The sequence below is a fragment of the Aeromonas sp. R2-2 genome, from assembly GCF_040908355.1.
GTDB classification, from domain to species: domain Bacteria; phylum Pseudomonadota; class Gammaproteobacteria; order Enterobacterales; family Aeromonadaceae; genus Aeromonas; species Aeromonas veronii.
In genome coordinates this window covers 1-24,924 of record NZ_JBFODQ010000046.1, presented here as the reverse complement: position 1 = coordinate 24,924, position 24,924 = coordinate 1, and the positions used below count along the sequence as shown (strand labels likewise).

Here is a 24,924-nt window from a genome sequence, read left to right as displayed (position 1 = left end):
AGCGGTGAAACGGCAATTCGTGGAATTGAGGGTATAGCCCTGAGTTTGCGAGGTTTTCGAGCGGTTGTAAATGGGGATGAACAGTCGGCACCCGGGCGGGTGCCAACCGGAGGAATAACTTAACCGCGGCCTTCGGCGATGGCAGCAACGGCAGCCAGCTCGGCGGCTTCCTGCTCTTGCTGTTCGTAGCGGTCCTGGGTGTCCATCACTTGATTGTTCACCAGACCCAGCTCGATCTCACGCAGGGCGATCACAGTCGGCTTGTCGTTCTCTTCGTCGACCAGGGGATCTTTGCCTTGTACCGCGATTTGACGAGCGCGGCGCGCGGCGACCAGCACCAGGTCAAAACGGTTACCTACCTGTTTTACAGCATCTTCTACAGTAACGCGTGCCATGCAGGACTCCAGTGTTTGGGCTTTCTGTATTTAGAAAAGCAGTGTTTAAAAATGACGCAAAAGTTTACTTGTTTTTGGCTTACTCTGCCAGTAGCTGTTGCAGCAAGTTTTTTTGAGCCTGTTGCTGGTGACGCATCTCCAGCCGTTGGCACTCAATAATGGACCTGAGCTGGAACAGCGCCTGCTCGAAGTCTTCGTTGATAATGACATAGTCATACTCGTCGTAGTGCACCATTTCGGCAATGGCTTTCGCCATCCGGCCGGCAATCACTTCGGCGCTGTCCTGACCGCGCCCAATCAGGCGGCGTTCCAGCTCTTCGCGGCTGGGGGGCAGGATGAAAATGGATTTGGTCGGCATCTGCTCGCGGATCTGGCGGGCACCTTGCCAGTCGATGTCGAGGAATACGTCGATCCCCTTGGCCAGACAGGCTTCGATGGTGGCGCGGGAGGTGCCGTAGTAGTTGCCGAACACTTCGGCCCACTCCAGAAAATCACCGCGCTCGATCAGCGCCTTGAACTCTTCCACCTGAACGAAGTGGTAGTGTACGCCGTGCTCTTCGCCAGGACGGGTGGCGCGAGTGGTGTGGGAAACCGACAGCTGCATCTTGCCAGCTTGATTGTGGTTGGTCAGCAAGGCATTGAGCAGACTGGATTTACCCGCGCCGCTCGGAGAAGAGATGATATAGAGAGTGCCTTGTTGCGCCATATTATTACCTTTAATCGAAACCGCTGTTTTGGTTGTAGCAGAGACCGCCGTCTTGTGCCCGAAAGGGAGACAGCCAAACGCAAAACGCGGAAAATTCTTGAGTCAGGAGGATGTAAAGGCGGCGAATTTTACCAGAATGCGGCGAATAAAAAAACGGCCGGAATCATATTCCAGCCGATCAAAGATTCGTAGCTTGCTGCGGGAGCGTAACCCACATCAGCCTGCATTGTGCCTTTGGCTGAGGGCAGAGGCTATCAGGTTATCCCTGCCTGATGGCTCGGAATTCCCGAGGTGCCCTGTCACTGCGGCAGCTGACGATCGGCGCAGAGTCGATCGAACGCGGCGATCACCTGCTCGCTGGTGATTTTTCGCATGGCCTCCGGGTCTTTGAGACGGGTGCGCCAGCTCAATTCGGCCAGCGGCTTGCCGGTCTCCTGCTCGACCAGCTCCTGATAGACGCTGACCACGTAGTCGCGGCACAGATAGGGGCCGGTGCGGGCCGGATTGTGGTGGGCATAGAGGCCGATCACCGGCGTGCCTACAATGGTGGCCATATGGGTGGGGCCGGTATCGGGGGCCAGTACCAGACTCGCCTCGCCAATCAGTGCCAATAACTGCTTGAGGTTGGTCTGCCCCACCAGATCGACCGGTTTGCTCTGGCTTAAGCGCTGGATCTCGGCAGCCAGATCCCGCTCCAGTTTGGCAGGCCCGCCACAGAGATAAACTTGAAAGCCCTTGTTGGCGGCGTGATCTGCCAGCGCAGCATAGCCTGCGGCCGTCCAGTTCTTGAAGGCCTTGCTGGCGGCGGCGCAGATTAGCAGGGTCGGTTTGCCGCCAATCTTCTCCCTTGCCCACGCCTGATGCTCGGCGCTGATGGGCAGTTGCCAGTCCGGGGTCAGATCCTTGATGCCGAGCTCTTTGGCGAAAGCGAGGAAACCGTCCAGCACATGGGGGGAGGCAGGCGAAGGCACCTTGTGGTTGGTGAACAGCCACTGGCCGTCGTTGGCCCGTTCCCGATCAAACCCTAGTTTGACCTTGGCGCTGATGCCGAGGGTGGCGATGCTGGCTCGCATCGCTGCCTGCAGGTGGAGCAGGGCATCGAATTTGCGCCCCTTGAGGGTCTGCCAGAGATCGCGATAGCCGCGCCACCCCTTGCTCTTGTCGAAGGGGATTACCTCGACGCCGGGCAGATCAGCAAACAGGGTTGCCTCGATTTTGCCGGTGATCCAGGTGATGCGGGTTTGTGGCCACTCCCGCTGGATGACGCGCACCAGCGCCAGTGCGTGGCAGCAATCCCCGATGGCGGAGAGCCGCAGGATGCAGATGGAGGAGGGGGGCGTTTGAAATAGCGGCATGTTGTGGCGCACGGCTGGCAAAAAGGGTGGATGGCATTATGCAAACTCCCCTCTGGATTGTAAAATTGCGCACAATCGTCAGCCGGGATAGGCCGGGCCCAGCGCCATGACCTGTTTCTGCACGTCGTTGATTAAAGGCCACTATTGCGGGCATGCCAGAGCGGCAGCCTCATCGCCAATTGAAAAATTGCGATCCATGACCCACCGAGCGGGATCTCCACGATGCGAGTACAGACCGAACACAACCAGATCTGCTGGTATGCCGAAGGGGCCTTTCGCGACCCCTCTCCCCAGTTATTCGATCCTGCCTGGTGGCAGAACAACCGTCAGGTGGTGGGAACCTCCATCGGGCGGGGGGTGACCTGGTTCGTCAAGGATGAGTCCCGCCATCTGGTGCTGCGCCACTACTATCGTGGCGGCATGGTGGGCAAGGTGGTGCGGGATCGCTTCTGGTTCGAAGGGGTTGAGTCGAGCCGCGCCATGGCCGAATACACCCTGCTGGCCAAGCTGTGCGAGCTGGGTCTGCCGGTGCCGCGTCCGTTTGGTGCCCGCATGGTCAAACAGGGCCCATTCTATCGTGCCGATATCCTGATAGAGCGAATTCGCGGTGCCAAGGATATGGTGGCACTGCTCAAGCAGGGGCCGGTGGCGACCGAGGTATGGCACAAGATAGGTCAGACGGTGCGTCAGCTGCACGATGCCGGGGTCTATCACGCCGATCTCAACAGCCACAATCTGCTGCTCGATAAAGAGGGCAAGGTGTGGGTGATCGATTTTGACAAGGGGGCGATCCGCTCCCCCGGCGAATGGCAGAAGGCCAATCTGGAACGCTTGCTCCGTTCATTCAATAAAGAGTCTCAACTGCATACCAGTTTCCACTTCGTACCGGAGAACTGGCAGACCTTGATGAACGGGTATCAGGGAAAAGCGCTCTGACCCTGTTGCTCGGCGTGAACGCCAATGTTACTTATTGAGCAAGTATTCAGATCCCGTTTCGAGGCGCCCCATGGAAATGCTCAAGACACCTTTGGTCGATGTGACTGCCCGGCTTGATCCGGGTCTGCTGTCTGATGCCATGGCGCTGCTGGAGGCGGGGATCTGGAGCTGGTCAGCCCAACATGGACTGCAGCGTGATCCCTCCTGCCTGCGCCTGTTGGGATTGGGAGAGTGCTGGCCGGATGATCTCGGCTGGCTGGATCGGGTGCATCCCGACGATGTTGCCCGGCTGGAAGATGCCCTGCTCGCCTGCCAGAGCGGCCGCAGCAGCGGTCTGCGCCTCGAATACCGCATTCTGCATCATCACGGTCACTACATCCGGCTGGAAGAGCGGATGCGTCGTGATGAGCGGGGTTACCTGCTGGGGGTCGTCCGTCACCTCGATCCCGCTGCCGTGCTTGTGGAGGAGCGACATGGCACCGATCCGCTGACCGGACTGGAGAGCCGTGGCCGTTTCGAGCAACTGCTTGAAGAGCGGCTGGCGACCGAGAGCGGCACTTTCAGTTTGCTGCAGTTCTCGGTCGATCACATGGCCAAAATCCAGCAACTGTTTGGCGAAGCGGCTTGCGACGCCATGCTGGCCAAGCTGGCGCGTATCGTACGCCACGAACTGCGGCGGGAAGATCCCTTCGCCCGCTGGGATGAGGACGGTTTTATCCTGATGCTCTCCCAGACCGAGCGGATCAGTGCGCTGGAGATCGCCGAGCGGCTGCGCCTCGAGATTGCCGATGCCAGCCTGCTGTCACAGCGGCCGGTCACCGTCAGCATCGGGCTGGTGCAGAGTCAGGCTGGCGAGCAGCTCGATCATCTGCTGGCCCGGCTGGCCAGCTGTCACAGTCAGGCCAGACGGGAGCACAACACCGTCGTCGGCTGAGTGTGGTCAGGGTTGGCCGCGCTTGTCACGCTGGCAGACCCAGAGCGAGGCCAGCATCAGCAGGCCGCCGATGGTCAGTCGGGTCAGGTCGGTATCCTTGCCCCAGAGCAGCAGATTGACCAGCAAGCCGGCCGGAATGAGCGCATTGTTCATGATGGCCAGCACCCCGCTGGTGACCAGCGTCGCCCCCTTGTTCCAGAGGAAGTAGCCGAGGCCGGAGGCACCCACCCCCAGCCAGAGCAGAATACCCCACTGCAACCCTGACGTTGGGTATTGCGGCTTGCCCAGCAGCCACCAGGCGGGCAGTGCGATCACCAGCGCCCCCAGATAGAAGCAGCCGAACACCGCCAGTTGCGGCGGTTGCTCCGCCTCCCTTGCCAGCAGTACCTTGTAGCCCACTTGACCCAGGGCGAAACAGAGGTTGGCCCCCTGCACCACCAGAAATCCCAGCACATAGCTTTCGGTCAGGCCGTCGAAGCGGATGACGGCAGCCCCGAGCACCGCCAGCAGGGCGCCCCACAGATAGGTGGGCTTGAAGCGCCCTTCCAGCAGGTCGTGGAGCAGGGTGACGTAGATGGGGGTGAAGATGGTAAAGACCAGTACTTCCGGCACCGTCAGCAGCAGGAAGGAGTGGTAGTAGAAGAGATACATGATGCCGAGCTGGATGGCGCCCAGCGCCATCAGCTTGGCCGCCAGATCGGGGCGCAGCCAGCGGCGGCGCAGGAAGGGGAGAAACACCAGACTGGCGAGGGCAATGCGGGTCAGCACCGAGAAGTAGGCATCCACCTGACCGGCGAGGTAGACCCCGATCAGGCTGAAGGAGAATGACCAGAGCAGGGTGACCCCTATCAAGTAGTTCATGTGTTTGATTTATCATCAGTTGTCAATTTTAAGGGGGCTATGATGGCCGAGATGGAAGCGGCAATCCAGCGTTTATGGGCGCGATTGCCACAGGTCGGAGCATTTTCCTTTACCGCCAACAATGGCGAGGGGTCGGCGACCGACTGGAATGGTCGGGGCGAGGGGCGTGTGCAGGTGACCGATCATCAGGGGGGCTGGCTCTTTAACGAGCAGGGTCGCTACACCACGCCGCATGGCAGGGAACTCGCCATGCATAACCGCTTCTGGTGGCAGCGTAGCGAGCGGGGGATCCGTCTCTCCCATCTGCGTTATCAAGCGCCGGTCGAACTGTTCGAGTTGCTGCCGCAGGGGGATGGCCGCTGGCTGACCGCCGAGCCCCATCTGTGCGGGGCGGATCACTACAGTGCCGAGTTGACTGAGATAGACGGCGGTTTCTTGCTGAGCTGGCAGATCACCGGGCCGCGCAAGAACGAGCGACTCAGCTATCGCTATCTGATCTGATGCCGGTTGGCAGGCATAAAAAAACCGGCGCAGAGCGCCGGTAGCGGGGGACAAATCGGAGGTTTTTTAAAACAGTCCCAAAAACAGGAGAGATAGACTCTCGTCACACATTCAGAGATGGACTTCAGGCATTCAGGGCATAGCTCAGCATGGCTTGCAGCTTGCTATCGAAGAACCAGGGCAGCAGTACCATCAGCAGGCCCAGGATCCCGGCCAGCCGCTGGCGATACTGCCAGCCGGCAATCAGAACCAGACCACCGCAAAGTGTGGTCAGGATGCCTGACATAGGGAGACCTCGCGCTGCATGCGACGCTGTTGCGCCCACTGGTTCATGGCGACCGAGCCGAGGATCAGGGCCAGAGCAACACCTGTGGTGGGATGGATCTGCTCGCCGAGGAACAGGGCGCCCAGCATCACACCGAACAGCGGCACCAGATAGTTGCTGAAGGAGGCGAACGTCGGACCGGCCTTCTGGATCAGCGCCATGTAGAGGAAGTAGACCAGACCGGTACAGAGGGTACCCAGCACGGTGATCGCGCTCAGGGCCTGGGTGCTCGGCAGGGTCAGGCTGCCGAGATCAACCATGAAGGGGGCGACCAGCAGCAACTGGATTGCCGAGGAGATCAGGATATTGCGGGCGACCACGACCGGATGGTCCTTGGCGAAGCGCTTGATCATCAGCAGGCCGATGGCGAAGCAGCTGGCACCCAGCAGGATGGCCATGGCACCGAGCAGACCGGCGTTCATGCCCTGGGAGAGTTTCGGCCAGAACAGGGTGAGTACACCGGCAAAGCCGATGATCACGGAAAGCAGACCGGTTTTGGTGATTCTTTCACCAGAAATAAACAGCGGTGCAGCCAGAATGGTCACAAACGGGATACAACCCATGACCACGGCGGCGATGGCGCTATCCACATACTGTTGGCCCCAGGCGACCATGATGAAGGGGATGGTGGCATCCAGCAGGGCGATCAGCATATAGGTGCGCCACGGGGTGTGCTCACTCTTGAGTCGCATGAACAGGCAGAGCAGACCCAAGGTCAGGCTGCCGCACAGGGCACGACCGGCAGCCACCAGAATGGGGGGCAACTCGGCAACGGCCTGGTGCATGAAAATGAACTGGGAACCCCACAGCAGGCCAATGGCCAGCAATAACAGATAGCTACGCATTTGAATCTCCGATGTATTAAGCCAGCGCATTCTAGGCAATCTGTTACTATGGTAAAAATGAATTGTTGGCATTTAACTATGGCTAATATCGATGGATAGCTCGCTCGCCCGTCTCGACCTCAACCTGCTCGCCGTATTCGACATGCTGATGCAGGAGCGCAATGTCACCCGTGCCGCCGAACGGCTGCATCTCTCCCAATCCACCGTCAGTCACGCCTTGGGGCGGCTGCGAGTGGCGCTGGATGACCCGCTGTTCGTGATGAGTCGGCGCGAGATGATGCCGACCGAGCGAGCCAAGGCGCTGGCCGGGCCTGTTCGCCAGGCGCTGGCGATGCTGGAGCAGGGATTGCGGCAGGCCAAAGGGTTTGATCCCGCCACCGCGCGGCGGATTTTCCGTATCGCCACCCCGGGCTCGGTGGAGCACGGGCTGGTGCCGGTGCTGGTGGAGCGGCTCCATCGGCAGGCGCCTCACTGTCGGCTTGAGGTGTGCGAGTTGGCGGACAGCGACTACGAGCGGGAGCTGGAGAAGGGGGAGCTGGATCTGGTGATCGGTTTCGCCGGGGCGAATCATCTCTCACCCCGCTTATGGCGGGAGGAGTGGTTCAACAACCCTCTGGTCTGCCTGTCGCCGCTCGGCAGCGAATTGCCCGATGTGCTGACTCCGGTTGAGCTGGTGAGCCGTCCCCACATCCACACCTCCAGCTGGGGTCACAGTCAGGCGATGGTGGAGCTCTGGCTGGCCCGTTTCGGGGTGGAGCGGGAGCTGGGCGTGCGGTTGCCGAGCTTTATGGCGGTGCCGCCGCTGATGGCGACCGGCCGCTATCTGGTGGTGGTGCCCGAGATGATCGGACGCCACTTCTGCCGCTACTACCCGCTGCGGATGCACCAGCTCGACCCCGCCATCCCCATCGTCTACCTAATGGCGGGGCACCCGCTCACCGCCCACGACGAGGCGATCGGCTGGTTCAAGAGCCTGTTGCACCAGCTGGTGTTCGACCTCTACGGCGACGATGCGCTCGGGACTCCCGCTCAGCGGATGCTGGCGAAGTAATCCAGCCCCATGGCGCTTTTCACCTCCGCCAATACCTCATCGGTGATGATGCGGGCCTGCTCGGTGCCCTGATAGAGCAGTTCCAGCAGCATCTTCTTGTCGGCAATGGCCGCGGCCCGGCGCTCCCGCATCGGGGCGAGCAGGGTCTGCAGGCAGTCATTGAGCACCTGTTTGCAGCGCATGTCCCCCAGTCCGCCGCGCCGGTAGTGCGCCTTCATTTCGGCGACCAGCGCCTTGTCGGGGTGGAAAGCATCCAGATAGGCGAACACCGTATTTCCCTCCACCTGACCGGGATCGCTCACCTTGAGGTGGTTGGGGTCGGTATACATGGCGAACACCGCCTGTTTGATCTCTTCCGCCGACATGCCGAGCTCTATGGTATTGCCGAGGGATTTGGACATCTTGGCCTTGCCGTCGATGCCGGGCAGGCGGCCGGTGTCGCTCAGGATCGGCTGGCATTCGGTCAGCACCTCTTTGCCTACCAGAGAGTTGAAGCGGCGGACGATCTCGTTGGTCTGCTCCAGCATCGGCAGCTGATCTTCCCCGACCGGCACATGGCTGGCGCGAAAGGCGGTGATGTCGGCTGCCTGACTCACCGGATAAACCAGAAAACCGGCCGGCAGCGTGCGTTCGAACCCTTTCTGCTGGATCTCCGCCTTGACGGTGGGGTTGCGCTCCAGCCGGGCGACGCTGACCAGATTGAGGTAGTAGCAGGTGAGTTCGGCGAGGGCGGGCAGGGCGCTTTGCAGACAGAAGGTTGTCTTGGCCGGGTCGAGGCCGACCGCCAGATAGTCGGCCATTACCTCCAGTACGTTGTCGGTCACCTTGGCCGGGTTGTGGCCGTTGTCGGTCAACGCCTGTAAGTCGGCGATCATCACGAATTGACGGTAGTGGTGCTGGGCTTCGACGCGCTGGCGCAGGGAGCCGACATAGTGGCCGATGTGCAGTTTGCCGGTGGGACGATCGCCAGTCAGGATTACGGGGTTGTGCATGTCACTCTCTCCAGTTGGGTGAGCCGGGAGGCGACAAAGGGATAAAAACAGTTGACCGCCTCTCGGCGGTCACGGTGTTTTCTTTGGGAAATTTACAATAGAAACGCGGTGCCGCCTGTTTAGGAGCAGCACCACCAGTAGTTGTGATTGAATGCGGTCATATTCATAGCAAATCACACTACGCCGGTTTCATTACTTCTGCAATGGGACGACCAGCAGATCGCAGGGCACTGTATTCATCAGCTGACGGGCGCTGGAGGTGAGCAGGCTCCAGAAGCTCTGGCGATGGCCGCACACCAGCAGGTCGATCTCGTACTCCTTGACTGCCTGATTGACCCGCTCGCTCAGATCGCCGCAGATCACCAGCTTCTTCTCGATGGGATAGTCCACCGAGGCCAGAAATGCCTCCAGCTTCTCTTTCGCTTCGGCGATAACCTGATCCTGCACGTTGTCGATGTCGATATCGATCATCTCGGTGTAGAGATCCTTGAGGTCCACATCGACATGGATAACCGACAGCTTGGCGCCGTTGGAGCGGGCTCTGTCCACCGCCTTGTCGATCACCTTGCGGTTGTCTTCAGAGAGGTCGATCGCAGCCAGAATATGCTTGTAATAGGTTGTTCCACTCATGGGGGTTCTCCTTACCGATCCTTCAGCCCACTATACCAATCTCTGCTGAAACTAAAATGGTGCCTCAGGCACAGTTTTGGGATTTAAATGAGTTTAATGACGTGTGACACAGGGTCAACCACTCAGTTATTAACCACTATTTGCCTATAAATTAAACAAGAGTTTGACGCCGGTCACACCCCTCGGCTTGCCGATCTGGGGGGAGAGGCATAGGATGGGCCCGTGCTTCGCAATGAACACAAAACAACAAAAAGCATCTGAATACCGCTTTGGGGAGCCACGTGCTCCCTTTTGTTTTTCTGCCTCATTTCTTGCCGCTTTTCTGACTGATAGCGATCCGGCATCAAGTTAATCTCCTTCGATTTGGTTATGCTGTAGCCAGTTTCTTTGGAGGCCTTCCCATGATCATTCATCCCCAGATTCAAGGTTGTGTTGCCCGCAACTGTCACCCTATCGGCTGTCGCGCCGCCGTGCAGCAGCAGATCGAACGCATCAAGGCTGCTGGCCCGTTCAACGGCCCCAAGCGGGTGCTGGTGCTGGGGGCCTCCTCCGGGTTTGGGCTGGCGTCGCGCATTGCACTCGCCTTTGGTGCCGGTGCCGATACCATCGGTATCTCCTTCGAACGTGGCCCTTCCGACAAAGGATTGGGTAGCGCCGGCTGGTACAACAACATCTGGTTTCGCAAGGAGGCGGAGCAGGAGGGGCGTATCGCCATCAACCTGATTGGCGATGCCTTCTCCGACGGGATGCGCCAGCAGGCCATCGATACCATCCGCCAGCAGCTTGGGCAGGTGGATCTGGTGATCTATTCGCTGGCGAGCGGCATCCGGGTGCTGCCCGATGGCACGCAGGTGCGCTCGGTGCTCAAGACCACCGGCCAGCCGTTCAGCGGTTGGGGGTTGGATCTGGAGCGCGATACCTTGGTGCAGCAGTCGCTGGCGCCCGCCACGCCGGAGGAGATCCGCGACACCGTCACCGTGATGGGGGGCGAGGATTGGCAGCTCTGGATGCAGGCGTTGCAGCAGGCCGGTTGTCTCGCGCCCGGCGCGCAAACCGTGGCCTACTCCTATATCGGCCCCGAATCCACCTATCCCCTCTATCGCGATGGCACCATCGGTTATGCCAAGGAGCATCTGCACGCCACCGCCGAGACCATCAACCTGCAGCTGGCCGAGATTGGTGGCCATGCCTGGGTGTCAGTCTGCAAGGCGCTGGTGACCAAGGCGAGCGCCTATATTCCGGTGCTGCCGGTCTATCTCGGCTTGCTGATGGGGGTGATGAAGGAGCGCGGTGTGCACGAAGGCTGCATCGAGCAGATGCAGCGACTGTTTGCCGCAAAGATGTACGGGCCCAATGGGGTGGTGGCCGATGGTAACCGGCTGATCCGGATGGATGACCACGAGCTCGACCCGGCCATTCAGGCCGCCGTCTCGGCGCTCTGGCCCAAGGTGACGCCGGACAATTTCCACGGGCTGGGGGACTTTGCCGGGCTGCGGCAGGATTTCATGCAGCTCAATGGCTTCGAGCTGCTGGGCGTCGATTATGCTGCGCCGGTGGATGTCGCCTCCCTTGGGGAGCTGACCCCCTGAGCTGAAAGAAACGGGATCTCCCTCTCGTTGGCGGGTTGATTCGCGGCGGGAGTGTGGCGACAATCGATACCAAATCACTGAGGAGAAACAAGATGCTGGCCCAAGCCATGATCGAGAAGTTGAACGAGCAGATTAACCTGGAGTTCTACTCCTCCAATCTCTATCTGCAGATGAGCGCCTGGTGCGAAGACAAGGGCTTTGAAGGGGCGGCGACCTTCCTGCGTCAGCACGCGGTCGAGGAGCGCCAGCACATGGAGCGTCTGTTCACCTATGTGAGCGAGACCGGCGCCATGCCCAAGCTGGGTGCCATCGATGCCCCTCCCCACGAGTTCAAGTCGCTGGGCGACGTGTTCCGTACCACCCTGGAGCACGAGTACCACATCACCAAGTGCATCAATGGTCTGGCCCACGTAGCCTTCACCACCCAGGACTACTCCACCTTCAATTTCCTGCAGTGGTATGTGGCCGAGCAGCATGAAGAGGAGAAGCTGTTCAAGAGCATCGTCGACCGTCTGGGTCTGGTGGGTGAAGATGGCAAGGGCCTCTACTTCATCGACAAGGAGCTGGCCGAACTGGCCAAGGGCGCCCCTGCCAGCATCATGGACAGCAACGCCTGATAGTCGTGGACACTTAGTGTTCAGCCAGTACAATAACGGCCCTTTTAAGGGCCGTTGTTTATTCTGGTGGGCAGCCACTATGGTTGTGTTCCGCCAGAGGCAATCACGGTTCTGGCCAGGTGCCGTTTCTATTTTGATAAGTGAGTGATGATGAAGCAGGTCGATGTGGTGGTGATCGGGGCCGGTGCGGCCGGATTGATGTGTGCGGCGCAGGCAGGCTACCGTGGCCGCTCCGTGCTGGTGCTCGACAACGCCAAGAAGCCGGGCCGCAAGATCCTCATCAGTGGCGGTGGTCGCTGCAACTTCACCAACCATCAGGCTGGTGCTCACGCCTACTTGTCGGAAAATCCCCACTTCAGTAAGTCGGCGCTTGCTCGCTACACCCAGCAGGATTTCATCGATCTGGTGGATCGCCACGGGGTCAACTATCACGAGCGTACTTTGGGGCAGCTGTTCTGTCTCGAGAGCGCCAAGGATATCGTCGATGTGCTGCTCACCGAATGTGACTGGGCCGGGGTGACCCTGCAGTTCCAGACCGAGATCCTCACTGTCAGCAAGCAGGACGAAGGGTTTGTGTTGACGACCAGCAAGGGTGAGATCGGCTGCCACTCGCTGGTGGTGGCGACCGGCGGTCTCTCCATGCCCAAGCTGGGGGCGACCCCTTATGGCTTCAAGCTGGCGGAGCAGTTCGGCCTCAAGGTGCTGCCGACCCGCGCCGGTCTGGTGCCCTTTACCCTCCATCAGGCGGAGAAAGAGGCGTTCGCCGATCTGGCGGGCATCAGCCTGCCGGTGGCGGTGACCGCCGAGGATGGCACCCGCTTCAAGGAGGCGATGCTGTTCACCCATCGCGGCCTCTCCGGCCCCGTCATCCTGCAGATCTCCTCCTACTGGCATGCGGGTGAGAAGATCCATATCAACCTGCTGCCGGAGCTGGATATTCCGGCTGCCCTGCGTGAATGGGCGCAGGCGCACCCGGCGCAGGAGCTGAAAACCGTGCTGGGGCGCGAGCTGCCCAAGCGCTTCGTCGACAAACTGGTGGAGCTGGGTCAGCTGGTCAGCAAGCCGATGCGCCAGTACAACGAGCGTGAACTGGAAGCAGTGGCCAATCTGCTGGGTGACTGGCAGATCCTGCCCAACGGTACCGAGGGGTATCGCACCGCTGAAGTGACCCTTGGCGGCGTCGATACCAACGAGCTCTCCTCCAAGACCATGGAGGCGCGCAAGGTGCCCGGCCTCTACTTCATCGGCGAAGTGGTGGATGTGACCGGCTGGCTCGGTGGCTACAACTTCCAGTGGGCCTGGTCCTCCGGCTGGGTGGCCGGTCAGTACTGTTGATGTCACAGGGGCTGGTTTATCCGGCCCCGATTTATTGGTAAGGGTTATGGTGATCGGTCGGGTTGCCGCAAGGGGGCGCAGATGCTTGAGAATCAGATGATGTTGTTGGCGGTGTTCGAGCGGGCGGCGCTGATGCTGATGACCCTCTTCTTCCTGACCCGTACCCGGCCGTTCCAGCGGCTATTCCAGAAGCGGGATCACACCCCGGCGGAGCTGGTGCTGGTGGCCTCCATCTTCGGCTTGTTTGCGGTGTTCAGTACCTACACCGGCATTCCGGTGGAGGGGGCGCTGATCAACGTGCGGATCATCGCCATCATCTCCGGCGGCATCCTGTTCGGCCCCTGGGTCGGCATTCCGGCCGGGGTCATCTCCGGTCTGCACCGCTATCTCATCGATATGGATGGCCACACCTCCATCCCTTGCCTTATCGCCAGCATCATCGCCGGTCTGCTCGCCACCTGGCTGCACCTGCGCTGCCGCAAGTCGCGGCTCTGGCTCTACGGTATTCTGGCGGGGATGCTGTGCGAAGGGCTGACCATGCTGCTCATCTGGCTGCTGACCGAGCCCCACGAAGTCGGGGTGGAGATCGTCAACCATATCGCCTATCCGATGATCGCCGGGGCGCTCTGCATCGGCCTCATCATCAAGCTGGTGCAGGATCTGGATGACGAGAAGGAGCTGATTGCCGCCAAGCAGGCCAAGCTGGCGCTCGATATCGCCAACAAGACGCTGCCTTTCTTCCAGAACATCGATCGCCACTCCCTCAGTCAGGTGTGCGATGTGATCCGGCGCGACATCAGCGCCGATGCGGTGGCCATCACAGATACCCATGACGTGCTGGCTTATGTCGGGGTGGGCAAGGACTATTACGAGCTGGACGAGCATCACGCCATCAGCGGCATGACCCAGCAGGCGGTGCTGCTCGACCAGATCATCATCAACAACGATCTGCGCCAGTATCACCTCTCCGATTTCCACTCGGTCATCATTATTCCGTTGCGAGAAAACGGCTCGGTGAGCGGCACCCTCAAGATCTACTATCGCCGCACCCACAGCATCACCAGTTCCCTGCGGGAGATGGCGGTGGGCCTCTCCCAGCTCATCTCCACCCAGATGGAGGTGTCGCGCATCGAGCAACTCAAGGAGATGACCCGCAAGGCGGAGTTCACCGCGCTGCAGAGCAAGATCAACCCGCACTTCCTGTTCAATGCCCTCAACGCCATCTCGTCGCTGATCCGCATCCGGCCCCAGCAGGCGCGCCAGCTCATCGCCAATCTGGCGGATTATCTGCGCTACAACCTCAACAAGGGGGATGAGCTGATCGACATTCAGGAGGAGCTGCAGCAGGTGCGCGACTACGTGGCCATCGAGCAGGCCCGCTTCGGCGACAAGCTGGAGGTGGTGTTCGAGGTGGACGACGTGCACATTCAGGTGCCGAGCCTTCTGTTGCAGCCGCTGGTGGAAAACGCCATCCTGCACGGCATCCAGCCCCGCAGCGCGCCGGGTCGGGTCACCATCGAGGTGAAACAGTTGGCGGGCGGTATTCGGGTCGCTGTGCGTGACACCGGTTATGGCATCAGTCAGGCTGTGATCGACGGGGTAGCCGCCGGTCGGGTGGAGAGCCGCAGCATCGGCCTGATGAACGTGCATCAGCGGGTCAAGCTGCTCTATGGCGATGGCCTGCACCTCAAGCGGCTGGAGCCGGGTACCGAAGTGAGTTTCTATCTGCCGGATCAGGAGTCGATGCCATGCTGAGTGCCATCATGGTTGAGGATAAGTGTGTGCCGCGAGAGGTGTTGTCATGCTGAAAGCGATCATAGTGGAAGACGAGTATCTGGCCCGCGAGGAGCTCATCTATCTGGTGAACCAGCACAGCCAGATCGAGATAGTAGCGAGCTTTGAGGATGGGCTGGAGGCGTTCAAATACCTGCAGGATCACGAGGTGGATGTGGTGTTTCTGGATATCCAGATCCCCTCCATCGATGGCCTGCTGCTGGCCAAGAACCTGCACAAGTCGAGCCATCCGCCCCACATCGTCTTTGTCACCGCCTACAAGGAGTTTGCGGTGGAGGCGTTCGAGCTGGAGGCGTTCGACTATATCCTCAAGCCCTACAACGAGCCACGCATCATCAATCTGCTGCAAAAGCTCGAGCATGCGGGCAAGTCACAGCCAGCCACCACCGGGGAGGTGAACGGCGAGGGGAACAGCCCCCACAATCGCACCGTCAATCTGGTGAAGGGGGAGCGCATCATCGTCACCCCTTGCGAGCAGATCTACTACGCGGAAGCCGACGAGAAGCTCACCTATGTCTACACCCGCGATGATCGCTACGTGATGACCATGACCATCAGCGAGTTTGTCAGCCGGCTGCCGGCCGAGGGCTTTTTCCGTTGCCACCGCTCCTACTGCGTCAACATCAACAAGATCCGCGAAATAGTTCCCTGGTTCAACAGCACCTATCTCATCCGGCTCCATGATCTGCCGTTCGAGGTGCCGGTCAGTCGCAGCAACATCAAGGCGTTCCGTCAGCTGATGCGGCTCTGATTGTCATTCATTCCCGCCGATCTGCATTTCATGCCTTAATCGATCGGCGCGAGCTGCGTCTTGCCTATAGTGGCCTCAATTTCCTTAAGGCCATCGACCGAGACGCATCATGACCAAAGAGATGAACCGCACCCGGTACCTGACACTAATCGGTACCATCATCACCCAGTTTGCACTGGGTTCTGTCTATACCTGGAGCCTGTTCAACGCCCAGCTCTCCGACAAGCTGGACGAGCCGGTGAGTCAGGTCGCCTTTGCCTTCGGTCTGCTCAGCCTCTCGCTGGCGGTCGCCTCCTCCATGGCGGGCAAGCTGCAGGAGCGATTCGGGGTGCGCAACGTGACCCTGGGTGCCGGCGTGCTGCTCGGCATCGGCTTCTTCCTCACCGCCCACGCCAGCAATCTGGCGATGCTCTACCTCTGCGCTGGCATTCTGGTCGGTTTTGCCGACGGCACCGGCTACCTGATGACCCTCTCCAACTGCGTGAAGTGGTTCCCGGAGCGCAAGGGGCTCATCTCCGCCTGCTCCATCGGTGCCTATGGCCTCGGCAGCCTCGGTTTCAAATACATCAACCTGCTGCTGCTCTCCAGCTCCGGCCTTGAGACCACCTTCCAGCTGTGGGGGCTGATCGCCATGTCCATGGTGCTGGTGGGCGGTATGCTGATGAAGGATGCGCCCAAGCAGGCCGCCTCCGTGCAGCAGAGCGAGAGCCGTGACTTCACCCTGGCCGAGGCGATGCGCAAGCCGCAGTACTGGATGCTGGCGCTGATGTTCCTCACCGCCTGCATGAGCGGCCTCTACGTCATCGGCGTGGCCAAGGATATCGGCGAGAAGATGGTGGGTCTGCCTGCCGTGGTCGCCGCCAACGCCGTCGCCATCATCGCCATGGCCAACCTGGGTGGCCGTCTGGTGCTGGGTATCCTCTCCGACAAGATGTCCCGCATCCGGGTCATCACCATCGCCCAGCTGATTACCCTGGCGGGCATGGCGCTGCTGCTGTTCGTGCCGCTCAATGCCAACCTGTTCTTCGTGGCGGTCGCCTGTGTGGCATTCAGCTTCGGTGGCACCATCACCGTCTACCCCTCGCTGGTGAGCGACTTCTTCGGTCTCAACAACCTGACCAAGAACTACGGCGTCATCTATCTGGGCTTTGGTCTGGGCAGCATCATCGGCTCCATCGTGGCCTCCCTGTTTGGCGGCTTTATGGCGACCTTCCACCTGATCCTGGTGTTGCTGGTGGTGGCGCTGGTGCTCTCCCTCACCATCCGCCTGCCGGCACCGGTAGCGGTCGAGCGGGCCTGATAAGTCTCCCTGCCACAGCAAGCAAAAACAGAGACCCGGGCCCTGCCCGGGTCTTTGCATTTCCGATGGTCGATCAGCGCGGCGCTAGCCCCAGCAGCTGGCGGGCCTGACGGCAGCGCTCCTCCACCGTTGACCACTCATCACCGGTTACCGTGATATGGCCCATCTTGCGGCCGGGGCGGGGTTCGCCCTTGCCGTAGAGGTGCAGATGCAGGCCGGGCAGCGCCAGCAGGGTGGCCCAGTCGGGCGTGCCGTTTTGCCAGAGATCCCCCAGCAGGTTGATTAACAGGGCGGGGTGCACGGAGATCTGCTCCGGTAGCGGCAGATCGCACAGGGCGCGCACCTGCAACTCGAACTGGCTGCATGCGGCGTTATCGAGGCTGGGGTGACCCGAGTTGTGGGGACGGGGCGCCAGCTCGTTGACCAATAGCCTCCCCTCCACCAGAAAGAACTCCACCGTCAGCACCCCGACGTAATCGAGGGTCGCGATCAGCCGCTCGGCTATTGCTTTGGCTTCGCTCTCCAGCGCCGGCATGTTAGCCGGGGAACGAGTCTGATCGAGGATGCCGCCGCTGTGCCAGTTCTGCACCAGTGGCAGGGCGCTGATGGTACCGCTCGGGCTGCGGGCCAGGGTCAGGGCAAATTCCCCCTCCAGTGCCAGCCGTTGCTCCAGCACGCAAGGCACACCACTGCCTGTAAGTGCAGTCGCCAGCTCATCCAGATTGTTCACTTGCCACTGTCCCTTGCCGTCGTACCCTTCGCGGGCAGTCTTGAGAATTGCGGGCAAGAGTTCGCTGGCCTGTGCGGGGATCGGCGCTTCCGGCAGTAGCGCCAGAGAGGGGGCGACCGGGATGTCAGCTCTGCGCAGAAAGGCTTTCTCCTCGCGGCGATCCTGACAGACCTGCACCGCGCTGGCGGCCGGGCGTACCGGCTTTTGTTTTTCGAGCTGCGCGAGGGTGGCGGCGGGCACGTTCTCGAACTCGCAGCTGATGGCCTCGCAGTAGCTGGCCAGCTCGTGCAGGGCGGTCTGGTCGTCATAGGGGGCGACAATATGGTGATCGGCTGCGGCACCGGCGATGCTGGCCGGGTCGGGATCCAGCACCACCACCTTGTAGCCGAGGCGGTGGGCGGCCATCACGAAGTAGCGGCCAAGCTGGCCGCCCCCCAGCATGCCGAGGGTGGCGGGTGGCAGGATCATGTCGGCTCCTCCAGTTGCAGTGCCAGCACCCGATCTCGCTCGTGAGTGCGGAAGTCGTCGAGCTGTTGCCGGTAGCGGGGGGCGTCGCCATCTTGTGCAACGGAGAGCAGAGAGACCGCAAACAGGGCGGCGTTGGCGGCCCCCGCCTCGCCGATGGCGAAGGTGGCGACCGGCACCCCTTTGGGCATCTGCACGATGGAGAGCAGGGAGTCCATTCCCTTGAGATGGCGGGAGGGGATGGGCACCCCCAGCACCGGCAATGTGGTCTTGGCGGCGACCATACCCGGCAGGTGGGCGGCGCCACCGGCTCCTGCGATGATGGCACGCAGGCCGCGCGCGCGGGCAGTGGCGGCATACTCGAACAGCAGATCCGGGGTGCGATGGGCCGAGACTACACGCGCTTCGTAGGGTATGCCGTGCTCCTTGAGGATGCGGGCGGCGGCTTGCAGCACGGGCCAGTCGGAGTCGGAGCCCATTACCAGGCCGATCAGGGGAGGGGTGTTCATTTTCTCTGAATCCTTGATGTTAAACGTTTGCTTTTGGTGAACAAAAAGAGCCGGCAAGCCGGCTCAAAATTTCTCGGGTCGCACGATTTCGACCGGTTGCAGAAAGGCGATCATGGCGTAGTCGGGGTAGTAGCGGCTCTGCAGGTGGGCCAGCAGCCGCTCCGCCTGCTCCCGACTGCAGATCGCCTCCAGCCGGATGTTGCCGCTCTCGCTCCAGCTGGCGTTGCGCTCGCCATGATCGCCACGGCCGCGGGCATCTGTGATGGTGTAGCCGCGCAGCCCCTCGCGGGTGAGGGCGCGCAGCAGGGTCGGCTCCAGATTTGCCTCCGTGATGACGGTCAGCAGGGTGCGGGTCTCGGTCTGCATGTGGCTACTCCGTGAAGTGGCGGGCCCAGCTGTGGTAGAGCGGGATCCCCAGCATGATGTTGAACGGGAAGGTGACCCCCAGCACTGCGCTGAGGGACAGCCCCGGGTTGGCCTGAGGCACGGCGATGCGCATGGTGGCCGGCACGGCAATATAGGAGGCGCTGGCTGCCAGGGTAGCCAGCAGGGTCAGGCCGCCGAGAGAGAGGCCCATCAGCTGGCCAGCCGCCAGCCCCAGTCCCGCCGAGGCGAGCGGCATCAACAGGGCGAAGCCGAGCAGGAACAGGCCGTGGCGGCGCAGATCCTGACACTGGCGGGCGACGATGAGGCCCATCTCCAGCAGGAACAGCGCCAGCGCCCCCTTGAACAGGTCGACAAACAGCGGTTTGAGCGGGGCAATTCCGTCCGGCCCGGCCAGATAGCCGATGGCCATACCGCCCAGCAGCAGGGTTACCCCTTTGCCGAGGAAGGTCTCGTGGGCCAGCATACGCCAGCGGGTCTCGCGACTGATGCCGCGGGCCAGCACTATGCCCACCAGAATGGCGGGGATCTCCATCACCGCGAGGAAGATGGAGAGCTGGGATTCAAAGCTGATGCCCCGCTCGGTGAGCCAGTTCACCCCGACCGCAAAGGTGGCGACGCTGACCGAACCATAGTGGGCGGCGGTGGCGGCGGCATCCACCCGGTTCATCTTGAGGCGCAGCACGGCAAAGCCGAGCAGGGTCTGCACCACGCCGAGCAGGATCACCAGCGCCAGTTGCGGCAGCAGAGGTTGCAGGGATTGCTGGGCCAGACCGACGCCGCCCTTGAGGCCGATGGCCAGCAGCAGAAAGAGGGAGAGTGTGTCGTAGAGGGCGGGCGGCAGCTTGAGCTCGGAGCGTACCAGACCGGCCAGCAGACCAAACAGAAAGAAGAGAACAACGACGTCCAGCATGATGATTCGCAGGGCAGTTCAGATAATGGTTGCATGCTAGAGCGCGCAATGTTTCGATAAAATCAGATTCTTGCTGATGGTTGTTCGGTAAAAACTGATAAGGAACGGCATGCTCAACTACAAACAGCTCTACTACTTCTGGCATGTGGCACGCAGCGGCAGCGTGACGCAGGCCGCCGAACAGCTGCATCTCACGCCGCAGACCATCAGCGGTCAGGTTGCCGAGCTGGAGCAGTCCCTCGGGGTGGCGCTGTTCAACCGGGTGGGGCGGCGTCTGGTGCTGACCGCTGCCGGACGGCAGGCGCAGGAGCAGGCGGGGGCGATTTTCTCGCTCGGCGCCGAGCTGGAGCACACCCTGCGCCATGCCAGTCAAGAGTTGACAATGCAGGTGGGGATCGCCGATTCGGTACCCCGTACTCTGGCGTTCGAGCTGCTGGCCCCCGCCATGGCGCTGGCGACGCCGCTGCGGCTGGTGTGTCACGAGGAGCGGGCCGAGCAGCTGTTCAGTGAACTGGCCCGCCACAAGCTGGATATGGTGCTGATCGATCGCCCGCTTCCCCCCGACAGTGGCGTGCGCGGCTACAACCACGAGCTGGGGCGCAGCCCGCTGGCGCTGTTTGCCAGCCCGGAGCTGGCGGCGCGGGCGCGGGATGGCTTTCCCGCCTCGCTGGAGGGGTTGCCGTTGCTGATCCCCGGAGAGAAGTCTGCCACCCACGATCGGTTGCTGGAGTGGTATCGCCAGCAGGGCATTCATCCCCATCTGGTGGGGCAGTTTGATGACTCCACTCTGATGAAGTCGTTCGGCAAGGCGGGCATGGGGATCTTCCCGGCGCCGCTGGCGATGGCTGACGAAATTGGTCGCCTCTACGGGGTGGAGCGGATTACGACCCTCACCGACGTTACCCTCTCTTATTATCTGGTCTCGGCAGGGCGCCATCTCTCCCATCCCGGGGTACAGGCGGTGATGGAGGGGGCCCAACAGCGGCTGGCGGTGCTGGCGGGTAACAAATAGAAATCTGGATGGCTATACATCCAGCTTGGCTCTGCCTATAATCCTCCCGCTTTGGCGCATCATGCTTAATAGGGAATCCGGTGAAAATCCGGAGCTGGCGCGCAGCGGTAAGGGGGAACGAAGCGACATCAGGGCACTGCCATCAGGCGGGAAGCCGTCGCCGTAGGCTATCAGCCCCCGAGCCCGAAGACCTGCCAGAGTTCGTATTTCGGGCCGAGAGAAACCGGCCACGAAGTAGATACTTACGCGAACTTAAGGATCTCTCATGTCGAAGAAATTTCTGGCGGCTGCCCTGTTGCCGACGGCGGCGTTTGCCCAAACAACCATCCCCATTAATCCAACTCTGGTCATTACGGCCAACCGCGTGGAACAACCGGTCAGCTCGGTGCTGGCGCCCGTTGTGGTGATCGATCGCGCCGAGATCGAATCTCGTCAGGTGCAGAGTTTACCCGACCTGCTGAAAACCCTGCCCGGTGTACAGATGGCGACACTGGGAGGCCGGGGTCACATCAGCAGCCTGTTTATCCGTGGAACCAACTCCAACCACTCGCTGGTTTTGATGAATGGTCGTCCGATTGCAGCCATGGTGGCGGGTACGCCTGATCTCAGCCAAATCCCGCTCGGCAATATCGAGCGCATCGAGTATATCCGTGGCCCACGCGCGGCAGTGTATGGTTCCGATGCCATTGGCGGCGTTATCAACCTCATCACCAAAACATCCGCCAAAAATGGCAGCGAGACACACCTGAAGGGCGGTGCTGGGAGCCATGGCTATGGTCAGGGCGAGCTCAGAACGGTTCAGTCATTGGGTCAAAAAACCGATATGAACATGCTGATCGGCTACGAGCGTACCGATGGTTTTGATGTCGTAGCCAATGCCCAGCAGCCGGATCGGGATGGTTTCTCCGGCCGCAATGGTCAAATCGGTTTGAACCACGCTTTTAATGATGCATGGAGCGCGGATTTCAATGCTCAGGGCTATGACAATCTTACCGACACAGATGGCAGCACGGATCAGAGTCGGGTACAGGCTTTCCAATATGATGGTGGTGTCAAGTTCCAGGGTAAGGATCTGATCAGTCGACTTGAAGCCAGTTACGGTGAGAACAAGCTGAAGACTTGGCAGGAGGCTAAAGGAGAGGCTAGCGGTGAGCCTATTCATACTGGTTTAACCCGTTTCTCCTGGATCAATAGTTGGAACGGTATCGAAGGGGCTAATCTGACCGGTGGCGCAGATTGGCAGCGTGAGGAGATGAAATCAGACTCCCGCGGCTATGGCAAAACCTTCAGCGCACCTAATCGCGACAATACCGGTCTGTTTGCTGTGGGAAGCTATCGTTGGCAGGCGCTGCTATGGGAACTGTCCGGTCGGACCGATGACAACCAGCAATATGGTCGTCACAACACCTGGTCTGCCGCCAGCGGGCTGGATATCGATGAGAACCATAATGTCCGGTTGAGTTACGGTACTGGCTTCAAGGCCCCCACCTTCAACCAGCTCTATTATCCAGGGTCTGAGAATCCGACACTCAAGCCGGAAGAGAGCAAAAACCTGGAGTTGGGCCTGTCAGGTCGCTATTCGGCCTGGGATTGGTCTGTGAATCTGTATCGCAACCGCATCGACAATCTGATTTATTGCCTGACCAGCATGAGCTACACCTGCAACCCCAAAAATACCACGGCGGATATCAAAGGAGTGGAAACGGAGCTCGGCATCGACACCGGACCTGTGCATCATCGTTTGAGCTACGACTACACCAGAGCCAAAGATACGGGTAACCAGGATTTGCAGCTGCTGCGTAGAGCTGAACATAAAGGCAGCTGGATCGCAGATACCCGATTTGATGCCGCAACACTAACTGCTGAACTGCTCTATGTGGGCAAGCGCTATGACAACAACTGGGCGACTAGCCAGCGGGTGGAACTCAGTGCCTATACGCTGTTGAACCTGGCTACCAGTTACGAGGTGACTCAGCAATTTACCTTGGGTGGACGTATCGATAACTTGTTTGATCGTGATTACGCCCCCGCTTATGGTTACGCATCGCCGGGTACCGAGTTCAAAGTGACTGCCGACTACCGCTTCTGACGCTTTATTCGGTTCATCCTTGAAAAACCGAGGCCCTGCCATTGGCAGGGCCTTTTCTATTGGCTGCAGGCGGGAGTATGATCGCCGCCTTGCACCAAAGGGGAGCTCAAGTGGCCAATATTCTCGTGTTCGACTCCGGTATGGGTGGCCTGACCATCTACCGCGAGATCCGCCGCGTTCTGCCGGCACACAACTATTTCTACTGCTTCGACAACGCCAACTTCCCCTATGGTGAATTGAGCGAGCCCGCCCTGATTGCTGCCTGCACCCGCTTGGTGACCACCATGGTAGCCCGTCATCATATCGATCTGGTGGTGATTGCCTGCAACACGGCCAGCACCATAGCGCTGCCGGCCTTGCGTGAGGCACTGGATATTCCCGTGGTGGGGGTGGTGCCAGCCATCAAGCCCGCCGCTGCACAGACTCGCAACGGTTGTATCGGTCTGCTGGCCACGCCGGGCACGGTCAGCCGCGACTATACCCATGAACTGATCGCCCAGTTTGCTCCCGGCAAGCAGGTGCTGCTCAAGGGCACCACCGAGCTGGTCATAGAAGCCGAACACAAGCTGGCGGGCCTGCCGGTCAATATGGCGCTGCTGCGCGAGGTATTAGCCGACTGGCTGGAGGGGGAAGAAAAGCCGGATACGCTGGTGCTCGGTTGCACCCACTTCCCGCTACTCAATGAAGAGATTGAGCAACTGATGCCGCAATGTCAGCTTATTGACTCGGGCAGTGCTGTTGCCAAACGGGTGGCCTGGTTGCTGAACAATGGTGGGCATGCCACCGTGCAGCCTGTACATATAGAAGAGGTAATTGCCAGGGCTTACTGTACCCGGCTGGATGGGGAGGCTCAAAAACTGACAGCCCCCTTGCAAGCATGGGGGCTGTCATCGCTGGAAGAGGTGAAGTACTGACGAGCGGTTAGGCGTCAGTTTCGCTACCTTCTCTTTCCTCTTTATCACGTTTGTCATTCGCTTCACGCACCTTGAGGGTGCGCTGCTGGTACTCTTTATCATTCAAAGCGGCAATCGCTTTGGCGGCATCGGCGGCGGGCATCTCCACGAAACCGAAACCTCTGCGCTTGCCGGTTGCCTTGTCCTTCATCAACCGCACGGAAATGACCTGGCCCTGTTCGGCAAACAATTCGCGCACTGCAATCTCATTGGCGCGATAGGGCAGGTTGCCTACATATAAGGTGCAAGTCTCCTGATTGGCGATCGACTCGGCGACATTGGCCGGGGTTCGCTTCAGGAACAGCGGTACCACGAAACCGCCGATGGCCAGACCTGCTGCAAAAATCACTTCCGCTTTCAAAGAGAACTGCAGGGCCTGGGCAACCAGGTAGCCAACCACTGCCAATACCAGAGCAAGGATTGCGGCCTGCATATATACGGGAAACTTGGATAAATTCATCTTAAAAGACCTTTTGTAAATGAAAGCAAAAAAGGTGCAACACTATATTCACCTCCATGGTAACCAGCTTTCCTGATTGGCGCTACCATGGACCACTCGGGAGAGGTTATCGGCTCCAGTATGGCATTCCCAAGGTCACTGAAGGCGACATAAATGACGCTAAAATGGGAGTGAAATAACCGGATTGTGGATAACATTGTATATATACACTGAATAAGCTGTTTCTAATTGAGTAATTTGAAATTTTCGTGATTTTCTTCAAAAAAAGTCTTGTCATCGCAGCGCCGCTCCCTATAATGCGCCCCTACCAGCACGGCGGAACACGCCAACCTGATGAGCCAGCTTCCTAGCGAAGTGGGCGCCGAAAGAAAAGCGAAAACAATCGCTTGACTTTCGAAGTGAGAAGCGTAATATGCGCCTCCTCAACGCGACAAGCGTGACGCTCTTTAACAATTTGAATCAAGCAATCTGTGTGGGCACTCACAGCATCGA

The 24,924-nt window shown here is 60.1% G+C and carries 26 protein-coding genes and 1 riboswitch; of the genes, 13 read left to right on the top strand and 13 right to left on the bottom strand.

Annotated features, from left to right (window positions below):
• Positions 1-119: 119 nt before the first annotated feature.
• The 3 genes from rpoZ to AB5Z09_RS08320 all read right to left on the bottom strand — a co-directional run bounded on the left by rpoZ (position 120) and on the right by AB5Z09_RS08320 (position 2,456).
• The gene (gene rpoZ / locus AB5Z09_RS08330; RefSeq protein ID WP_005307060.1) at positions 120-395 is read right to left on the bottom strand and encodes a DNA-directed RNA polymerase subunit omega; all 276 of its coding nucleotides are present in this window, start codon (positions 393-395) and stop codon (positions 120-122) included.
• Between the two features lie 79 nt (positions 396-474).
• A complete protein-coding gene (gene gmk / locus AB5Z09_RS08325) occupies positions 475-1,101 on the bottom strand; it encodes a guanylate kinase (RefSeq protein ID WP_139405247.1) in 627 nt (208 codons plus the stop codon).
• Between the two features lie 299 nt (positions 1,102-1,400).
• The gene (locus AB5Z09_RS08320) at positions 1,401-2,456 is read right to left on the bottom strand and encodes a glycosyltransferase family 9 protein (RefSeq protein ID WP_368195048.1); all 1,056 of its coding nucleotides are present in this window, start codon (positions 2,454-2,456) and stop codon (positions 1,401-1,403) included.
• A 222-nt stretch (positions 2,457-2,678) separates the two neighbouring features.
• Between AB5Z09_RS08320 and AB5Z09_RS08315 the strand changes: the two genes are divergently transcribed.
• Positions 2,679-3,392: a 3-deoxy-D-manno-octulosonic acid kinase gene (locus tag AB5Z09_RS08315; RefSeq protein ID WP_005339249.1), complete on the top strand. Its 714-nt coding sequence runs from the start codon at positions 2,679-2,681 to the stop codon at positions 3,390-3,392.
• A 70-nt stretch (positions 3,393-3,462) separates the two neighbouring features.
• Positions 3,463-4,326 carry a sensor domain-containing diguanylate cyclase gene (locus tag AB5Z09_RS08310; protein WP_368195047.1) on the top strand — a complete coding sequence of 288 codons (864 nt, stop codon included), beginning with the start codon at positions 3,463-3,465 and terminating at the stop codon, positions 4,324-4,326.
• Positions 4,327-4,332: 6 nt separating this feature from the next.
• Here the strand turns inward: AB5Z09_RS08310 and AB5Z09_RS08305 are convergent, their stop codons facing one another.
• Positions 4,333-5,187, bottom strand: coding sequence for a carboxylate/amino acid/amine transporter (locus AB5Z09_RS08305; RefSeq protein WP_129503003.1), 855 nt, complete (start codon positions 5,185-5,187; stop codon positions 4,333-4,335).
• A gap of 39 nt (positions 5,188-5,226) precedes the next feature.
• Here AB5Z09_RS08305 and AB5Z09_RS08300 point away from each other — a divergent pair, with 39 nt between their 5' ends.
• Positions 5,227-5,688: a DUF6314 family protein gene (locus AB5Z09_RS08300; RefSeq protein WP_368195046.1), complete on the top strand. Its 462-nt coding sequence runs from the start codon at positions 5,227-5,229 to the stop codon at positions 5,686-5,688.
• Positions 5,689-5,812: 124 nt separating this feature from the next.
• On the opposite strand, the gene AB5Z09_RS08295 is transcribed toward AB5Z09_RS08300, so the two are convergent.
• Both AB5Z09_RS08295 and AB5Z09_RS08290 read right to left on the bottom strand, forming a co-directional pair.
• Entirely contained in the window at positions 5,813-5,974 is a 162-nt protein-coding gene (locus tag AB5Z09_RS08295) for a hypothetical protein (RefSeq protein WP_005339236.1), read from the bottom strand.
• A complete protein-coding gene (locus AB5Z09_RS08290) occupies positions 5,959-6,858 on the bottom strand; it encodes a DMT family transporter (protein WP_005357113.1) in 900 nt (299 codons plus the stop codon). Before AB5Z09_RS08290 ends, AB5Z09_RS08295 begins: the two co-directional genes overlap by 16 nt.
• Before the next feature lie 91 nt (positions 6,859-6,949).
• Here AB5Z09_RS08290 and AB5Z09_RS08285 point away from each other — a divergent pair, with 91 nt between their 5' ends.
• Positions 6,950-7,909, top strand: coding sequence for a LysR family transcriptional regulator (locus tag AB5Z09_RS08285; RefSeq protein WP_005357110.1), 960 nt, complete (start codon positions 6,950-6,952; stop codon positions 7,907-7,909).
• On the opposite strand, the gene trpS is transcribed toward AB5Z09_RS08285, so the two are convergent.
• Together trpS and AB5Z09_RS08275 are read right to left on the bottom strand one after the other, a co-directional pair.
• Positions 7,888-8,901 (bottom strand): tryptophan--tRNA ligase, encoded by a 1,014-nt coding sequence (gene trpS, locus AB5Z09_RS08280; RefSeq protein ID WP_069529120.1) that lies wholly within the window; start codon positions 8,899-8,901, stop codon positions 7,888-7,890. The genes AB5Z09_RS08285 and trpS overlap by 22 nt on opposite strands.
• Positions 8,902-9,093: 192 nt before the next feature.
• Entirely contained in the window at positions 9,094-9,531 is a 438-nt protein-coding gene (locus AB5Z09_RS08275; RefSeq protein ID WP_005339229.1) for a universal stress protein, read from the bottom strand.
• Positions 9,532-9,932: 401 nt separating this feature from the next.
• Between AB5Z09_RS08275 and fabV the strand changes: the two genes are divergently transcribed.
• From fabV to AB5Z09_RS08245, 6 genes are all read left to right on the top strand, one after another.
• Entirely contained in the window at positions 9,933-11,120 is a 1,188-nt protein-coding gene (gene fabV / locus AB5Z09_RS08270) for an enoyl-ACP reductase FabV (protein WP_368195044.1), read from the top strand.
• 92 nt (positions 11,121-11,212) lie between these two features.
• Positions 11,213-11,737, top strand: a complete 525-nt coding sequence (gene ftnA, locus AB5Z09_RS08265; protein ID WP_005339225.1) for a non-heme ferritin — start codon at positions 11,213-11,215, stop codon at positions 11,735-11,737.
• 150 nt (positions 11,738-11,887) lie between these two features.
• Positions 11,888-13,072: an NAD(P)/FAD-dependent oxidoreductase gene (locus AB5Z09_RS08260; RefSeq protein ID WP_005355716.1), complete on the top strand. Its 1,185-nt coding sequence runs from the start codon at positions 11,888-11,890 to the stop codon at positions 13,070-13,072.
• An 81-nt stretch (positions 13,073-13,153) separates the two neighbouring features.
• The gene (locus AB5Z09_RS08255) at positions 13,154-14,827 is read left to right on the top strand and encodes a sensor histidine kinase (RefSeq protein ID WP_005357096.1); all 1,674 of its coding nucleotides are present in this window, start codon (positions 13,154-13,156) and stop codon (positions 14,825-14,827) included.
• A gap of 46 nt (positions 14,828-14,873) precedes the next feature.
• Entirely contained in the window at positions 14,874-15,617 is a 744-nt protein-coding gene (locus AB5Z09_RS08250) for a LytR/AlgR family response regulator transcription factor (RefSeq protein WP_368195043.1), read from the top strand.
• A gap of 109 nt (positions 15,618-15,726) precedes the next feature.
• The gene (locus tag AB5Z09_RS08245; protein ID WP_040069602.1) at positions 15,727-16,917 is read left to right on the top strand and encodes an MFS transporter; all 1,191 of its coding nucleotides are present in this window, start codon (positions 15,727-15,729) and stop codon (positions 16,915-16,917) included.
• 73 nt (positions 16,918-16,990) lie between these two features.
• Here AB5Z09_RS08245 and AB5Z09_RS08240 read toward each other — a convergent pair whose 3' ends face one another.
• From AB5Z09_RS08240 to AB5Z09_RS08225, 4 genes are all read right to left on the bottom strand, one after another.
• Positions 16,991-18,115: a 5-(carboxyamino)imidazole ribonucleotide synthase gene (locus AB5Z09_RS08240; protein WP_368195042.1), complete on the bottom strand. Its 1,125-nt coding sequence runs from the start codon at positions 18,113-18,115 to the stop codon at positions 16,991-16,993.
• Positions 18,112-18,621: a 5-(carboxyamino)imidazole ribonucleotide mutase gene (gene purE, locus AB5Z09_RS08235; RefSeq protein ID WP_368195041.1), complete on the bottom strand. Its 510-nt coding sequence runs from the start codon at positions 18,619-18,621 to the stop codon at positions 18,112-18,114. Before purE ends, AB5Z09_RS08240 begins: the two co-directional genes overlap by 4 nt.
• Before the next feature lie 63 nt (positions 18,622-18,684).
• Positions 18,685-18,987: a transcriptional regulator gene (locus AB5Z09_RS08230; protein WP_368195039.1), complete on the bottom strand. Its 303-nt coding sequence runs from the start codon at positions 18,985-18,987 to the stop codon at positions 18,685-18,687.
• A gap of 4 nt (positions 18,988-18,991) precedes the next feature.
• A complete protein-coding gene (locus AB5Z09_RS08225; RefSeq protein ID WP_005342109.1) occupies positions 18,992-19,918 on the bottom strand; it encodes a sodium-dependent bicarbonate transport family permease in 927 nt (308 codons plus the stop codon).
• A 109-nt stretch (positions 19,919-20,027) separates the two neighbouring features.
• Between AB5Z09_RS08225 and AB5Z09_RS08220 the strand changes: the two genes are divergently transcribed.
• The 3 genes from AB5Z09_RS08220 (at position 20,028) to murI (ending at position 23,933) form a co-directional block, all read left to right on the top strand.
• Entirely contained in the window at positions 20,028-20,930 is a 903-nt protein-coding gene (locus AB5Z09_RS08220; protein ID WP_368195038.1) for a LysR family transcriptional regulator, read from the top strand.
• Between the two features lie 35 nt (positions 20,931-20,965).
• Positions 20,966-21,144, top strand: a riboswitch (cobalamin riboswitch).
• Between the two features lie 51 nt (positions 21,145-21,195).
• Positions 21,196-23,019 carry a TonB-dependent receptor gene (locus AB5Z09_RS08215; protein WP_368195037.1) on the top strand — a complete coding sequence of 608 codons (1,824 nt, stop codon included), beginning with the start codon at positions 21,196-21,198 and terminating at the stop codon, positions 23,017-23,019.
• Between the two features lie 110 nt (positions 23,020-23,129).
• Positions 23,130-23,933: a glutamate racemase gene (murI, locus tag AB5Z09_RS08210; RefSeq protein ID WP_368195036.1), complete on the top strand. Its 804-nt coding sequence runs from the start codon at positions 23,130-23,132 to the stop codon at positions 23,931-23,933.
• A 7-nt stretch (positions 23,934-23,940) separates the two neighbouring features.
• Here the strand turns inward: murI and AB5Z09_RS08205 are convergent, their stop codons facing one another.
• Positions 23,941-24,432 (bottom strand): RNA-binding protein, encoded by a 492-nt coding sequence (locus AB5Z09_RS08205; RefSeq protein WP_005339200.1) that lies wholly within the window; start codon positions 24,430-24,432, stop codon positions 23,941-23,943.
• Positions 24,433-24,924 lie beyond the last annotated feature (492 nt).

Bases quoted from the DNA above. Each gene is read 5' to 3' on its own strand.
- AB5Z09_RS08300 (WP_368195046.1), top strand. From the start codon at position 5,227: ATGATGGCCGAGATGGAAGCGGCAATCCAGCGTTTATGGGCGCGATTG.
- AB5Z09_RS08260 (WP_005355716.1), top strand. From the start codon at position 11,888: ATGAAGCAGGTCGATGTGGTGGTGATCGGGGCCGGTGCGGCCGGATTG.
- AB5Z09_RS08215 (WP_368195037.1), top strand. From the start codon at position 21,196: ATGTCGAAGAAATTTCTGGCGGCTGCCCTGTTGCCGACGGCGGCGTTT.
- AB5Z09_RS08205 (WP_005339200.1), bottom strand. From the start codon at position 24,432: ATGAATTTATCCAAGTTTCCCGTATATATGCAGGCCGCAATCCTTGCT.
- AB5Z09_RS08295 (WP_005339236.1), bottom strand. From the start codon at position 5,974: ATGTCAGGCATCCTGACCACACTTTGCGGTGGTCTGGTTCTGATTGCC.
- AB5Z09_RS08285 (WP_005357110.1), top strand. From the start codon at position 6,950: ATGGATAGCTCGCTCGCCCGTCTCGACCTCAACCTGCTCGCCGTATTC.
- AB5Z09_RS08275 (WP_005339229.1), bottom strand. From the start codon at position 9,531: ATGAGTGGAACAACCTATTACAAGCATATTCTGGCTGCGATCGACCTC.
- AB5Z09_RS08220 (WP_368195038.1), top strand. From the start codon at position 20,028: ATGCTCAACTACAAACAGCTCTACTACTTCTGGCATGTGGCACGCAGC.
- AB5Z09_RS08305 (WP_129503003.1), bottom strand. From the start codon at position 5,187: ATGAACTACTTGATAGGGGTCACCCTGCTCTGGTCATTCTCCTTCAGC.
- AB5Z09_RS08255 (WP_005357096.1), top strand. From the start codon at position 13,154: ATGCTTGAGAATCAGATGATGTTGTTGGCGGTGTTCGAGCGGGCGGCG.
- AB5Z09_RS08290 (WP_005357113.1), bottom strand. From the start codon at position 6,858: ATGCGTAGCTATCTGTTATTGCTGGCCATTGGCCTGCTGTGGGGTTCC.
- gmk (WP_139405247.1), bottom strand. From the start codon at position 1,101: ATGGCGCAACAAGGCACTCTCTATATCATCTCTTCTCCGAGCGGCGCG.
- AB5Z09_RS08240 (WP_368195042.1), bottom strand. From the start codon at position 18,115: ATGATCCTGCCACCCGCCACCCTCGGCATGCTGGGGGGCGGCCAGCTT.
- AB5Z09_RS08320 (WP_368195048.1), bottom strand. From the start codon at position 2,456: ATGCCGCTATTTCAAACGCCCCCCTCCTCCATCTGCATCCTGCGGCTC.
- trpS (WP_069529120.1), bottom strand. From the start codon at position 8,901: ATGCACAACCCCGTAATCCTGACTGGCGATCGTCCCACCGGCAAACTG.
- ftnA (WP_005339225.1), top strand. From the start codon at position 11,213: ATGCTGGCCCAAGCCATGATCGAGAAGTTGAACGAGCAGATTAACCTG.
- rpoZ (WP_005307060.1), bottom strand. From the start codon at position 395: ATGGCACGCGTTACTGTAGAAGATGCTGTAAAACAGGTAGGTAACCGT.
- AB5Z09_RS08315 (WP_005339249.1), top strand. From the start codon at position 2,679: ATGCGAGTACAGACCGAACACAACCAGATCTGCTGGTATGCCGAAGGG.
- AB5Z09_RS08230 (WP_368195039.1), bottom strand. From the start codon at position 18,987: ATGCAGACCGAGACCCGCACCCTGCTGACCGTCATCACGGAGGCAAAT.
- purE (WP_368195041.1), bottom strand. From the start codon at position 18,621: ATGAACACCCCTCCCCTGATCGGCCTGGTAATGGGCTCCGACTCCGAC.
- AB5Z09_RS08245 (WP_040069602.1), top strand. From the start codon at position 15,727: ATGACCAAAGAGATGAACCGCACCCGGTACCTGACACTAATCGGTACC.
- AB5Z09_RS08310 (WP_368195047.1), top strand. From the start codon at position 3,463: ATGGAAATGCTCAAGACACCTTTGGTCGATGTGACTGCCCGGCTTGAT.
- AB5Z09_RS08225 (WP_005342109.1), bottom strand. From the start codon at position 19,918: ATGCTGGACGTCGTTGTTCTCTTCTTTCTGTTTGGTCTGCTGGCCGGT.
- AB5Z09_RS08250 (WP_368195043.1), top strand. From the start codon at position 14,874: ATGCTGAAAGCGATCATAGTGGAAGACGAGTATCTGGCCCGCGAGGAG.
- fabV (WP_368195044.1), top strand. From the start codon at position 9,933: ATGATCATTCATCCCCAGATTCAAGGTTGTGTTGCCCGCAACTGTCAC.